Annotated in this window: 10 protein-coding genes and 1 pseudogene; 5 read left to right on the forward strand and 6 right to left on the reverse strand. The window is 44.5% G+C overall.

Translation table 11 applies throughout. The features are described from left to right. Positions 1-135: 135 nt before the first annotated feature. From JMY01_RS04420 to JMY01_RS04445, 6 genes are all read right to left on the reverse strand, one after another. A complete protein-coding gene (locus JMY01_RS04420; protein WP_201574406.1) occupies positions 136-780 on the reverse strand; it encodes an ATP-binding cassette domain-containing protein in 645 nt (214 codons plus the stop codon). A 185-nt stretch (positions 781-965) separates the two neighbouring features. Further along, a complete protein-coding gene (locus tag JMY01_RS04425) occupies positions 966-2,726 on the reverse strand; it encodes an ABC transporter permease (RefSeq protein ID WP_201574407.1) in 1,761 nt (586 codons plus the stop codon). Beyond that, on the reverse strand, positions 2,723-4,030 hold the full coding sequence (locus JMY01_RS04430; protein ID WP_201574409.1) for an ABC transporter substrate-binding protein: 1,308 nt from the start codon (positions 4,028-4,030) through the stop codon (positions 2,723-2,725). The genes JMY01_RS04425 and JMY01_RS04430 overlap by 4 nt, the downstream gene beginning before the upstream one ends. A gap of 214 nt (positions 4,031-4,244) precedes the next feature. Continuing rightward, complete coding sequence (locus JMY01_RS04435; RefSeq protein ID WP_201574410.1) at positions 4,245-6,422, reverse strand: FAD-dependent oxidoreductase; 2,178 nt, start codon at positions 6,420-6,422, stop codon at positions 4,245-4,247. A 271-nt stretch (positions 6,423-6,693) separates the two neighbouring features. Continuing rightward, entirely contained in the window at positions 6,694-7,890 is a 1,197-nt protein-coding gene (locus JMY01_RS04440) for an amino acid aminotransferase (RefSeq protein ID WP_201574411.1), read from the reverse strand. Between the two features lie 156 nt (positions 7,891-8,046). Then, positions 8,047-8,976, reverse strand: a complete 930-nt coding sequence (locus JMY01_RS04445) for a LysR family transcriptional regulator (RefSeq protein ID WP_201574412.1) — start codon at positions 8,974-8,976, stop codon at positions 8,047-8,049. A gap of 148 nt (positions 8,977-9,124) precedes the next feature. Here JMY01_RS04445 and hppD point away from each other — a divergent pair, with 148 nt between their 5' ends. The 5 genes and pseudogenes from hppD (at position 9,125) to JMY01_RS04470 (ending at position 14,370) form a co-directional block, all read left to right on the forward strand. Further along, positions 9,125-10,225, forward strand: coding sequence for a 4-hydroxyphenylpyruvate dioxygenase (gene hppD, locus JMY01_RS04450; RefSeq protein ID WP_201574413.1), 1,101 nt, complete (start codon positions 9,125-9,127; stop codon positions 10,223-10,225). Positions 10,226-10,455: 230 nt separating this feature from the next. Next, positions 10,456-11,271: a phenylalanine 4-monooxygenase gene (gene phhA / locus JMY01_RS04455; protein WP_201574414.1), complete on the forward strand. Its 816-nt coding sequence runs from the start codon at positions 10,456-10,458 to the stop codon at positions 11,269-11,271. 142 nt (positions 11,272-11,413) lie between these two features. Continuing rightward, positions 11,414-11,755, forward strand: coding sequence for a 4a-hydroxytetrahydrobiopterin dehydratase (locus JMY01_RS04460; protein ID WP_201574416.1), 342 nt, complete (start codon positions 11,414-11,416; stop codon positions 11,753-11,755). A gap of 92 nt (positions 11,756-11,847) precedes the next feature. After that, a pseudogene (nhaC, locus tag JMY01_RS04465) lies at positions 11,848-13,252 on the forward strand (Na+/H+ antiporter NhaC). 257 nt (positions 13,253-13,509) lie between these two features. Next, the gene (locus JMY01_RS04470) at positions 13,510-14,370 is read left to right on the forward strand and encodes a CoA ester lyase (protein ID WP_201574418.1); all 861 of its coding nucleotides are present in this window, start codon (positions 13,510-13,512) and stop codon (positions 14,368-14,370) included. Positions 14,371-14,480 lie beyond the last annotated feature (110 nt).

Here is a 14,480-nt window from a genome sequence, read left to right on the forward strand (position 1 = left end):
TTTGCGCAGCCTCTGTCAGCGTAGACACAGCAAGCAAGTAAAAATCATTCTAGTAGCTACCGGTTTTAAATGAATTAGCTGTATTTTTTTAATGTTTAATGTTTAATGTTTATATCTAAAACTATAAGCATAAAATTATAGTTTTAGATGAATAACTTTACCCTTTGCGGCCTCAGCATCGCTATGATCGTGCGTGACCATGATAGCGGGGAGTTTATGAGTGCGAATTTGCTCAAATACCAGTTGGCGTGTATCTACTCTTAGCTGGGTATCGAGCTTGCTAAAAGGCTCATCAAGCAGTATCGCTTCTGGCTCGCTCAATAGCGTTCTAAGTAGCGCCACTCGTGCTTGTTGTCCGCCCGATAAATTGTCAGGATGACGATCTCCCATGCCTGCTAATCCAACCTGTACAAGCGCTTGTTCTATTTTTTCATGGCGCTGTTTTCTATCGCCCATTTTATTGCTTTTAGGCATCGCAAAAGCAATATTACCCGCTACCGATAAATGTGAGAACAGTAGGGCATCTTGATACAGTACTCCAATGTGACGCAGGTGCGTCGGCAGATGGCTTACATTCTTATCATTTAACCAAACCTCACCAGTAGCGGTAAAACCATTTGATAAGGTACCTGTCAGCCAATTTAACAAGCTCGATTTACCACTGCCAGATGGGCCCATGACGGTCAATATTTCACCACCAGTAATTTGCTCATTTAGGCTTAGTAATAGCTGGCTTTGTCGATATAACTGTAAGTCTTTTATCTGTAAAGATGATTGCATCAAGGACCCTTTTTTGCGTTTTTAACGACTGATATTTTCACAGCTATCTGACTCTTAACTTAGTATGGACGAACGTAGGCTGTGGCTTTAGCCCAGCATTTTGCTTTTGCAAAGATTTAAGCTGGGCTAAAGCCACAGCCTACGCCAACTGTTTCTTTAAAGTGGAGCGCTTATAGATGTTATTTCTAACGAGTGCCACTTTTAAAGAAATACTTCGGCAATACCCATGCCAATATAAAGCCAATTAATGGCAGTATCATTTGGATGATGGCATACACTGCACTGGTGCGCCTACTGGCACCATTGGCAAGGGTCACCGCTTCGGTGGTGATGGTGGCGATACGTCCGCCGCCTGCCAGTAACGTCGGCAAGTATTGACCAAAGCTAATCGCCAGACCAAGCGCAAAGGCAATCAAAATCGGTGCAAACAGCTGGGGTAATTTCACCTGCAAAAATACTTTTGCTGGGGTTGCACCAAGGCTTGCGGCGACATGAGCAAAACGCGGATCTAGACGCCTGTAGCTGCTGGCAAGTGATAAAAACACATAAGGCAGCACAAAGAGCAGATGGGTGAACGCCACATTAAAAAATGCCGTTTGGTTATTTACCAATTGTTGCAACCACACCAAACCAAATAAAAAGGCAATACTGGGCACTAACAGCGGCAGATAGATAATGAAACTGGTAAACGTTGAAATAGGTTTTTTACTTAATTGCTCAGCTTCCAAACATAATAAAGTCAGCACAATGGCAAATACGGTACTCACGATACCGATCGTAATGGTATTAAATAACGGCGTACTCATTTGCGTAAAGGCACTTTGAAAATGTAATAGCACTAACTGCTCTGGCAATGCAGCTGGGAAACGCCAAAAACCAGCCACTGACCACATGACCAGTCCAATGAGCGCCAGCAAGATAAAGCCAATCACCACAGTGGTCAACGCGACGGTGATTTTTTGCCATAGTGCATCAGCATAGTGGCGCTTGCCATTTATCAATGTGCCATTGAAGCAAGCTTTTATCGCTTTTTCGCTACCAAGCCACAAGGCGATTAAACCGCCCGTTAACGCCAATTGTAATAACGCGCCCGCCGAGGCTTTTATACGTAGGTTTAAATCTACGTCGTTAAACCATTGCATGATAGTGACCGCCAGCGTTGGCGGCGTGTTTGGGCCCAATATCAATGGCATCTCAACACTAGCACTGGCATAGGCAAGCACGGCTAAGATAGGCAAACGTAAAAAAGGATAGAGGATAGGGAGCACGGCTTTAAAAAAGGCAGTGATGGGGTAATAGCCGAGATTTAGCGCAACTTTATATTGTTGACGCAGCTTTTTACCAAGCTCTGGTTGTGCCAAAGCGCCTAATGCCATGAGTAATAAAAACGGCAGCTCTTTTAAGGTTAAACCCAAAATGATGCTGATGCCGTAGGGGTCATGTGGAAAGATACCACTTGGCGCCAACTCCCAGCCACTTAGCCACGGTGAAATAAGGCGTGAAAACATACCAGAAGGCGCAATTAAAAAGCCAACCGCAATGGCTGCTGCTGCATGAGGAATGACCAAGATTGGACTTAGTAAACGTTCAATACGGGTCAGCCAAACGCTATTAAAAAATGCCGCCAATATCATTAAGGTCATGAAAAAAGCGAATAGGGTACTGATTAATCCAGTGGCAATACTTAACGCCAGCATTTGGGTAAGACCAGGTGTCTGCCAAAGATCGTTAAATCCTTGTAGACTAATGGTCGTTTGCTCAAGTGCAGGCACCCAGCTAAAGGCAGGCAACAGCACGCTGAGCAAACCACCGAGTACGGGTAATATCAGCAGTAGCAGTAAAAATTTCGGACTTAAAGATACAATGCGCGTAAATAGGTCTGTTTTATAGAGCGCTATCACTCCAGTGTTTGCATCAGCCCTTTTATCGTTAAAATTTTCACTCATGGGCTGACCCCATAGCGTGTCTGCCAGCCTTGCATAATGGCATCAACCCAGCTTGGATGTGGTTCGCTTATTGTGCGTTTAATGCTATCAAAGGGCAGGGCGCTCGGGTGCGATTTATCGGTTTTAAATAGCGCTTGTTGCTCAGGGCTGAGCGTCGACTGCACGAGTACAGTTTTATCACCCCATACAGCAGGCGTTTGCTTTTTTGCTTGTGCTTCTGGGCTCAGCAAAAAGTTTGCCACTAGCTGCGCGGCTTGCGGATGACTGGCATTATAAGGAATGGCCACAAAATGGGTGTTACTTAAGCTGCCATCGCTCATCGCATAGCTACGAATGCTCTGGGGTAAATCATAACGCTGCACTGCCGCAGGCACTTCCGGCGCGGAAAATGTGAAGGCTAAGCTAAGCTCAGTATCATCAACCAAACGCCGCATTTGTGCGCCCGTTTGTACGAACTGCTCACCTTTGCGCCATAGGGTGGGATGCAAATCGTCTAAAAATATCCACAAGGGATCTAATATCATGTTTGTATTCTGCTCAGTGGCTGGCAGGTTGAGTTGTGCTTTTATATTTCCGCCTGTTTTAGCATCCTGCTTTTCGTGCAGCATGACTAACGCGTATTTTAAAAAGCTCATTCCTAAAAAGTCAGGCGGCTTTGGGTAGCTAAAACGTCCTGGGTTTTGCGCTGTCCAATTGACTAGTTCATTCAGGGTGGTTGGTGGTTTGTCGGTTGATAAGCTGTCGTAATAAAAGGTCAGCGAGGCTTGTCCCCATGGCGCTTCCATACCATTGGTCGGTACCCCAAAATCAAAGTTAACGGCAGGGTTGTTGTATGGATCGGTCAAGGCAAAGTTAGGCATCTTGTTCGCCCATTGTTTCAGCAACAACGAATTCTCACTCATGGTGGCAAAGTTGGCACCATTTATCCAGATGAGATCAACGCTGCCTTTATCATTGTTGTTGGCAGACTTTTCCGCGAGTACGCGACTAACGGCTTCACTGGTGTCGCTCAATTTGACATGAACCAAATTAATATTATATTTGTCATCCACTTCTTCAGCGGCCCACTGTAGATAGGCATTTATTTGCGGGTCACCGCCCCATGCATAGAAGTAAACGTCTTGGTTTTTACCTTGGGCTTCTATCTGCTGCCAAGATGATAAAGTTTGATTAAGGTCATCGGTAGTGGGTGAGGCAGTGCTTGCTGATATGCCAATGCAAACGCTAAGCACCATAGCATAGGTGCTATAGCGGCTTAGATGTTTTAGCGTTGGCAAAGCTAGTAAAGATTTAATAACGTACATTTATGTTCTCGTTATAACCCGTGTTAAATGTCATTCAGTTATAGGTTCTGAAGCGTGTTGTTGGTACAAATTTTCTTCGCTTGCTGTGTGACTTCGTCACTCCAGAGGCTTCAAAAAAATTATCCCAACAGCACTTATTTCTAAAAAAATCGATCGTCTAAAAGACGATGAAATTAATGAATTGCAACAGCATCGAGTTTCACTGGAAGGCTAATTAACCTCGACGCCATGTATGGTATTTCTCAAGCCAGCTTAATACCGTTTCAGGCGCATGATTGCGTTTCCATTCACCAGCCGCGTATTTATTACCCTCCGCCCATGTCGGGTACATATGAATGGTGCCGAGTATTTTATTCAGCCCTAAGCCATGCTTCATCGCTAATATAAATTCCGGCATTAAATCACCAGCATGCTCAGCGACGATGGTCACGCCGAGTATTTTATCTTTGCCTTTTGGCGTAATGACTTTGATAAAGCCATCGTTGGCGCTTTCCGTCACCGCACGATCTAAGTCTTTAAAGTCGTAGTGGGTAATCTCAAAGTCGATGCCTTTTTCAATAGCCTCTTGCTCATTTAAGCCAACGCGTGCGACTTCTGGATCAATAAAAGTCGTCCACGGAATCACGCGATAATCGACTTTAAACTTCTTTAGATGTCCAAACAAACCATTTACCGCCGCATACCATGCCTGATGGGAGGCCACTTGAGTAAATTGATAAGGGCCGACGACATCACCAGCAGCGTAAATATTGGGGTAGAGGGTTTCTAGATAGTCATCGGTCTCGATGGTACGTTCAGTTTCAATCCCTAATGTTTCTAAGCCATAGCCTTCTAAGCGCGCACTGCGTCCAACGGCACAAAGCAATTCGTCATATTCAATAGCGATTTCTTGCTTATCTGTACTGCTTTTTTTAACTATACTCTCGCCTTGCGGTTCAACGATAATGAACTTTTTACCATCGCGAGCTTCACAGCGAATCGCTTGATGCGAGGTTAAGACGTTTACGCCACTCTCAGTGAGTGCTTTCTGTGCAAATTCAGAGACTTCCACGTCTTCTTTTTTCATAAGACGCGCGCCTCTTTCGATTTGGGTCACATTGGAGCCTAAGCGTGCAAAAGCTTGCGCCAGTTCAGAGCCGATTGGCCCGCCGCCAAGTACCACTAGCTTTTTCGGTGCTTCATCAAGCTCAGTAAACTTGTTCCATATAGTATCGCTGGTCACATAGCTGGTTTCTTCCAAACCTTGCAAGTCTGGTATAAATGGGCGCGCGCCAGTAGCGATAACGATGGTGCGTGCGGTTAGTCTTTGTGTGCCGCCATCGTTTAGCGCAATCTCTACCGTCCATGGGTCGATAAATTTAGCATAGCCTTTTAACACTTCGACACCCAAGTCCGTATAACGCTCGACACTATCGTTTGGAGCGATGTCAGCGATGATTTTATGGATGCGTGTCATGACGTTTTTGAATGAAAACTCTGGTGACGTATTTTCTAAGCCATAACGCTCACCATTGCGCATCTGTTCTGCGATTTTCGCACTTTTAATAAGGGCTTTACTGGGTACACAGCCGTAGTTTAAGCAGTCGCCACCCATTTCGCCTGCTTCGATTAGTGTCACTTTTGCTCGGACGGTCGCCGCGATATAGCTGGTGACTAGCCCGCCAGCACCAGCGCCAATCACAATCATGTTACGGTCAAACTTTTTAGGTTTGCTATAGTTTTTATAAACGCGGCGCTTTTTTAGCACAGTTAATATTCCCTTTGCGATAAGTGGGAAAAAACCCAATAACGCAAATGAGACTAGCAAATTAAACGATAAAATCCCTGACAAGCTGTCAATTTGCGCCAGCTGCGTGCCAGCATTAACGAATACAAAAGTACCTGCGAGCATACCGACTTGGCTGACCCAATAGTAAGTCCACGCTTTAATCGCGGTAACGCCCATGAGTAAATTAATCAAAAAGAACGGAAATATCGGTACTAAGCGCAGGGTGAATAAGTAAAAAGCGCCTTCTTTTTCAACCCCAGTGTCAATGGCTGCTAAGCGTTCAGGAAAGCGCTGTTTAATCGTATCACGCAATAAATAACGTGAGGTTAAAAAGGCGAGGGTAGCACCAATACTAGAGGCAAAAGAGACAATGAGTAAGCCTTCAGCTAAGCCAAATAGCGCACCAGCAGCAAGGGTGAGAACGGCTGCGCCCGGTAAGGAGATCGCGGTGACCAAAACATACAATAAAAAAAAGACGCCAATAACCAATAAGGGAGATTGTGCTTTGTATTGGCTAAATTGATCCATTGAGTTTTTTAAGCCTTCAAGCGTTAATAGCTCGTTGAGATCAAAATAAAAAAAGCTTGCCGCTAATATCAATATCAACAGTATTCTTTTGATCATGAAATGTCCGGCTAAATAGTGAGGCAAGCAAAGAGGTGTTTACTGATACCAAGTGTTTATTTATGGAGTAGCTTGATGAGCTTCTTAAAAAGTATTGTACGTGTTATTGAGCGATTGCTCAAGTTCTTATCAGCGTATTATATTATGGCTTTATGAGTAGACATGTGAATGTTTAACAAACCTGAGGTCGATAAAAAAGACAAATAAAAAAAGGCTGAGCCAACGCCCAACCTTTTTATTAAAATATCTATCTAAAATACTTTTGAAAGGATCAGTCTTTTAATACTTCTGCCATCGCATTGGCGACATAGTCAATGTTAGCATTATTTAAGCCAGCCACACACATGCGTGAGTTGGAGACCATATAGATGCCAAACTCATCTTTCATACGTTCGACTTGCTCAGGCGTTAATCCTGTAAAGCTAAACATGCCGTTTTGAGCAGTGAGGTAATCAAAGCTACGACCAGGGACTTTAGCTTCTAGCACGGATTTTAGCTTCATGCGCATCGCTTTGATGCGGTCACGCATCGCATAGACTTCGCCAACCCATTGCTCATGCAGGGCTTCGTCATTCATGACGATATCGACCACACGGCCACCATGTGATGGCGGGCTTGAGTAAATGCGGCGTACTGTATAGGTCAGTTGACCGAAGACGCGCTCAGCTTCATCTGCTGTTGGACAAACCACGGACAGGCCGCCGACACGCTCACCATATAGTGATAGGTTTTTGGAGAATGAATTGCTCACAAATAATGGCAGACCCATGTCCACAGCTTTGCGAATGGCATAAGCATCGCTGTCCATATCTTCGCCAAAGCCTTGATAAGCGATATCCATAAATGGAATCAGTTCGCGCTTTTGAATGACCTCTAGTGCTTTATCCCACTGCTCTTGAGTCAAGTCCACGCCCGTTGGGTTGTGGCAGCAAGGGTGCAATAAAATCACGTCGTCTTTATTCAATGTTTCAAAAAACGCAATCATCTCATCAAACTTGATGCCACCAGTGGCTTGGTCGTAGTATGGGTATTTGCCGATTTCGACGTCAGCCCCTTCAAAGATGGCAATGTGGTTGCCCCAAGTTGGGTCGCTGACGTAGCATTTGGATTGCGGGAACCACTGATGAATAAAATCAGCACCCACTTTCAATGCGCCAGAGCCACCAATAGTAGCAATGGTAGCGACGAGGCCGTCTTTTAAGACTTGGGCATCTTTACCGAACAAAAGATCCTGACAGCCTTTACGGTGTCCAGGCAAGCCTTCCATTGGTAAATAAGGACGAGGAGAGATTGGGTCTGCAATGCGCTTTTCAGCGATTTTTACACACTCAAGCACTGGCATTTTGCCGTCTTCGTCATAATACACACCCACACCCAAATTCACTTTATCTGGATTGTTATCTTGTGCAAACTTGTCCATTAGCCCTAAGATTGGATCACCAGCATAGTAGTCAATACGTTCAAACATTTTTTTTCCTTACAAGAATAGAGACAAAGCCGTTAAAAAGCATAAACCAGATTGACGATTAACTCAATGTTAGATTTATCTCTAACGTAATTTCTTTATCAGCCAAACAGTATGATGAGTCACTTTCAATCTTTTCAATTCTCGCACATCTCCCAGTTAAACCTGATGTAAGTCATTAAAGTGATTGGAAAAATAGGTTTGCAAAAACTGCTTAAAAGCGATAGTAGCGGGTGACATCGCTCGAGAGGAGCGTTGGTAAATAAAAAACCGCCGTGTTTTTACAGGCTGAGATAGCGGCCGCATTTGTAGGCCATTGGCACTCACCCAATCAATCACTTCAGGCATATAAGGCAGGCACAAGGTAATACCAAAACCTTGGCGGCTCATCTCAAGCGCTGTCGACATAAAGTTTACCTTATAGCGCGCTTGCTGGATGTGTGCTGCAATGGTTTCATCAAGCTCGGCGGTTACTTGCTCAAGAAAAGGGCCCTGCAAAGTAATCAAAGGGTTGTCTATTAAATCCTGCCAAGTGAGCTCGCTTTTTTGAGCCAGCACATGGTTGTCAGGCATGACGACGCAAAACGGTAGCTCATATACCAAATCAGCACTAATGTCATCCTCGCTTTCCATAAAACCAAGCTCGGTGCCGACGCCCAAATCTACTTCGATGTCTTGAATGTGCTCAAGGACGTTTTCGGCTGAGCAATCAAGCAACGACACACTAATATCAGGATATTCTTTGGCAAACTGAGCAATGACTGCAGGCATAGAGGACGCGGCAAACTGCGAGACTGCCAGTCGTACCTGACCTTGCGCTAAGCTCATCAGGCTGCTCGCTTCATTTTCAAACAGCTGCATCTCATTCAGTACTCGGCGCGCTTGCGGCAATAAATGTCGTCCTACTACCGACAAAGATAACTGGCGGGTAGTGCGGTCGAATAACACAATACCCAGATTTGATTCTAACTCTTTGATCAATCCACTGACGGCAGACTGGGTTAAATATAACTGCTCACTGGCACGGGTGAAGCTACCGCTGTCAGCGACTTTGATAAAGGCGTTCAATTGGCGAATGCTGATATTCATAAGAAAACCTGATAAATAAATCATAAAATACGATTGGTCTTATAAATGAAGCTAATCTAATATAAATACATCGTCAATAACATTTATTGATATATACAACTTTTTACACTGATCTTTACCTCACCAATTGAAATTAAGGATGATTACAATGGCAGATTTATTCGAAAACCCCATGGGATTACAAGGGTTTGATTTTGTTGAATTCGCCTCGCCCAACCCTAAAGCGGTGGAAGCGCTATTTGAGCAGCTTGGTTTTACTCATGTTGCCAACCATAGATCCAAAGACGTTTCTCTATACCGTCAAGGTGATATCAACTTAATCCTTAACCGTGAACCAAGAAGCCCAGCCAGTTACTTCGTCGAAGAGCATGGTGCAGGGGCATGTAGCATGGGGTTTCGGGTTAAAGATTCTACAAAAGCTTACGAGCTGGCGATTGAAAATGGCGCCCAGCCAGTAGAGGTACCGACAGGATTCATGGAACTGAGACTTCCTGCTATTAAAGGTATCGGCGGCTCACTGATTTATCTGATTGACCGTTTTAAAGATGGTGAATCTATCTACGACGTCGACTTTGAATTCTTCCCAGAGGTTGATAGACGCCCTGTTGGCTATGGCTTTAAAGTCATTGACCATCTCACGCACAACGTCTACCGTGGCCGTATGGCTTATTGGGCGAACTTCTATGAGCGCATTTTTAACTTCCGTGAAATTCGCTATTTTGATATTAAAGGCGAATATACAGGACTGACCAGTAAAGCAATGACCGCACCTGACGGCAAAATTCGTATTCCGTTAAACGAAGAGTCTAAGCAGGGTGGTGGACAAATCGAAGAGTATTTGATGCAGTTTAACGGTGAAGGTATTCAGCATATTGCTTTAGCCAGTGATGACTTATTCGCCAGCATCGACAAGCTAAAAGAAGCTGGTATCCCACTAATGACAGCGCCACCTGCTGCTTACTATGAAATGCTGAGCGAGCGTTTACCAAACCACGGTGAGAGCGTTTCTGAATTGCAAACTCGTGGTATCTTGTTAGATGGCACCACTGAAGGCGGCACACCGCGTCTGCTATTACAGATATTCTCAGAAACTATTCTGGGTAGCCCAGTATTCTTTGAATTTATCCAACGCAAAGGCGATTACGAAGAAGGCTTTGGTGAAGGTAACTTCAAGGCGTTGTTTGAATCCATAGAGCGTGACCAACTGCGCCGCGGTACCATCGGTCAGTCAGAGACTGAAGCAGAATAGTATCATTTCTAGCTATAGCGAGTCCGTCAGTCAGTAAACAAATATGGCAGGGCAAAAGGAGTTTGTCTTGCCACCATTAACTTTAGTAGCTGTTTATTTAGTAGCAGCTTATTGAATAATGATTGATTTAGTGATGATTGATACGGTCACTATCAATCTTGTAATCATTCAGGTAATAAATCTAAAGTAATGCTTCAAATAGAATGAACGAATGGAAAAGGAACATCGGCATGGAACGCCAAAATAAGCAACCCTACGTGTCGCATCAGCCTGATGCCAATGGTGATATTCATTATAGTGATGATGAAAATGCCATGTGGCAGGCCTTGCTTGAGCGTCAAGCTAAGCAAATACCAAACCGTGCCTGCTCAGAATATCTAGAGGGTTTAACAAAGTTAGATCTACCCAGCACACATATTCCCCAACTACAGGATATCGATCAAGTACTGCAAGCCACCACAGGTTGGCAGACTGCTGCCGTGCCTGCGCTCATCAGCTTTGGAAAGTTCTTTAAACTGCTGGCAGATAAGCGCTTTCCTGTAGCGACTTTTATCCGCCGCTTTGATGATATGGATTACATCGAAGAGCCTGATATCTTTCATGAAATCGTCGGACATTGTCCACTGCTGACCCATCCTGCGTTTGCTGCTTTTAATGAGACATACGGCAAGCTTGGGCTGAGTGCAACAAAAGAAGAAAGATGGTTTTTGGCACGGCTGTATTGGTTTACCATTGAGTTTGGCTTAGTGGGCAATAGCCGTAAAGACCGCAGAATCTATGGCGGCGGCATCTTAAGCTCACCTTCTGAAACCCTCTATGCGCTCAGTGATGAGAGTCAAAACCCGCCTCAACCTGAACATCGAGCATTTGATTTGCTTGATGTGCTACGTACCCCTTATCGAATTGACCATATCCAACCGATTTATTATGTGATTGATGATTTGGATACCCTATTTGACATCGTTGATAGCGATATCATGGGAGTGGTTAAGCAGGCGATGTCACTTGGACTCTTTGAACCAACGTATTCAGTCGAAACTAACTGAGGGTTTCATCAATAGGCAATCTAAGCAGATGGCTTAATCAACAGTATTTAATATTTAGTGTTTCACAGGCACTGATGATAACAGCGTTAACATGGACGTAGATTTTATAAAAACTTAATAGTTAAAATAAAAGGAACTTATTATGACTGCATTATCACAATCTAGCTGCGAAGCCTGCCGTGTCGGCGCACCAACAGTCGACGATACTGAGGCACGTGAGCTGTTAAAGCAAATTCCAGATTGGTCGCTGATTGAAGTTGATGGCATCAAACAATTACAGCGCCAGTATAAATTCAAAAACTTCGTCACAGCGATGGCGTTTGCCAATGAGCTTGCAGACATCTCTGAAGCCGAAGGGCATCATCCAGGCATCTTGGTCGAGTGGGGCAAAGCCACCGTCACTTGGTGGTCACACAGTATTAAAGGTCTGCATCGCAATGACTTTGTCATGGCTGCCAAGACCGATAGCCTGTTAGGTAAGTAATCAGGGTAGCAATAATCATAGCAACTCATTAAACTTGCCCCACTCAAAGCCAACCCTAACGCCAGATGCAACTGGCAACCTAAGGATGTGTGATGCCGCCAAAAATATTAACTCAAATATCGCCTAAACTGGCCTTTATGATTTCCACCATTGTCATCGCTATCATGGGCGTTACCATGATTGGCTTTGGTTGGGTACCTCATTTATCATTAATACTCGCTATTTGTGTGTTACTGGCTATCGGTCTATTTAAAGGCCTGAGCTTCAATGATATGCAAGAACAGATGGCATCAGGCGTCATGAGCGGTATTGGTGCGATATATCTAGTTCTTCTTTATTGGTTTGATGGTTGCCGCCTTGATGATGTCTGGCGCCATACCGACACTCATGTATTTTGGTTTTGAGCTGATATCGCCAGAATTCTATTATATCTCCGCCTTTATATTGACCTCTATTATTGGTATAGCCTTGGGCAGTAGTCTCACCACCGCAGCGACGCTTGGCGTGGCTTTCATTGGTATGAGTAATGCCTTTGATGCCAACGTCGCTATTGCGGCGGGCGCTATAGTGTCGGGCGCGTTTTTCGGTGATAAGATGTCCCCCTTATCTGATACCTGTACCATCGCTTCATCGGTGGTAGGTATTGATTTGTTTGAGCATATTCGCAACATGATGTACACCACGGTGCCAGCATGGATACTGACCGTAATGCTATTTTGGTTCTTCTCTGGACAGACGGTCAGTGGCGATCTAAGCCAAGTGACCGTCTTGCAAGGCCAGTTGATTGAAAGTGGCTTGGTACATAGCTATGCCGTATTGCCATTTGTGGTACTGATAGGACTGGCAGTATTTCGAGTCAATGCCATTTATACCATTATCTGTACCATCATCGCGGCATTGGTTGTCACCTACTTGCATAGCTCGCCAAGTTTTGGGCAGTTGGGTGGCTACTTCTTTGCAGGCTATTCGCCCGCTGAATCATTAGATCTCGGGGAAGTGGGCGGTATGCTCTCGCGCGGCGGCGTGCAAAGTATGTTCTTTACCCAAGCAATTGTGATATTGGCGCTCAGCCTTGGTGGGCTATTGACGGCCTTAGGAATCTTGCCAGCCTTATTATCAGGCATCAAAGATAAGCTAACCACTTCAGGGCGAGCTATATTTGCCGCTGCCATGTCGGCGCTGAGTATCAACGTACTGATTGGCGAGCAGTATTTAAGTCTATTATTATCAGGTACGGCGTTCCGTCCGATATTTGAGCGCTTGAACTTACACCCCAAAAACCTATCACGTACCATCGAAGACGCGGGTACAGTCATCAATCCGCTCGTACCCTGGAGTGTGTGCGGGGTGTTTATCAGTCAGGCTTTGGGTGTGCCCGTGCTCGACTATCTGCCTTATGCCTTCTTCTGTTACCTGTCGCTGTTTTTGACCTTGATATTTGGTTTTACAGGTTTGACGATCAGTCGCACAGATGAGGGTAAAAAAGCAGATGTTTAGTTAGTTAAGAGATAGCGTTTCTTATCTTAAAGACACGTTTTGCGCTAATGACTAAATAAATCTATGCTATATTCATATTGTTATCATCGAAGCCAGGCAGCATTATGTTGTCTGGTTTTTTATTAGCTGTTATTTTAAGGTTACTTTAAAGTTTTAACGCTTGGTTGTTCTGTTCAGGCTCAGTGTCTGTTAGAGTCAAAAGACACTAAGCTGATTTACTCATATTGTAGAATTTATGTCTAAGGAAGGATGTACGCATGCAAGCACCTATTAATAATATCAATAATAATTTAGCCAGTATTGCTCATAACAAGACATGGCTGTTTGTGCCTGCTACAAGAATAGAGCTGGTCGCAAAAGCCTTTGCCAGTGGCACAGATACCGTGATTGTTGATTTAGAAGATGCAGTTGCGCAAGCAGACAAGGCAAAAGCCCGTGACAGTCTAAAAAATTATCATGATAGTGCTGATTATCAAGCGGTTTGGGTGCGCATAAATAAAGCAGGGAGTGATGAGTTTGCCAAAGATGTGCAGCTTTGTCAGCAGCTGCCCAACCTAGCAGGCGTGATACTGTCTAAAGCTGAGCAAGCTATAGATATTGAACAGTTTTATCAGCGTACAGGTTTGCCAGTGATTGCGTTGATAGAAAGCGCCATTGGTTTGTATCAAGTCGATGCCATGGCCAAGGCGTCAGGACTGGTCGCGTTTAGTTATGGGTTCTTGGATTTATGCAATGATTTGCGAGTGCAAGTCGGGACGCCAGCAGCGGATATCGTGGCCAATCAAATTCGCTATCAACTCATCCTTACTTCAAAAATCAATCAACTATCGCCGCCTATTGACACTGTTTATCCTGATTTTAATGATAGCGACGGCCTGAGTGCTCGCGTACAGCTGTGGTCGCAGATGGGCATGTCAGGGATGCTTTGTATTCATCCTAAGCAAGTGGCTATAATGCAGCAAGCGCTTAAGCCGATAGCTGCTGAGATTGAGTTTGCTCAGCGTGTGGTAGAGGAGTATCAGCGCAGTGGGCAAGCAGTGTTTAAAGTAGACGGTGAAATGGTTGACGCGCCTGTGATTCAGCGTTGTATGGAGCTGTTAGGTAAGCAAAAAGATTAACGTTGAAAGCCTGTGCTCAAATCCGACTAGACATATAAAATCCTGATTTACAACACTGCAAGTGACGTCTATCATGGTGAAGTCAACACTGTACTTATTTTAAAGTTTTT

It is taken from the genome of Psychrobacter sp. H8-1, assembly GCF_904846575.1.
GTDB lineage: Bacteria > Pseudomonadota > Gammaproteobacteria > Pseudomonadales > Moraxellaceae > Psychrobacter > Psychrobacter fulvigenes.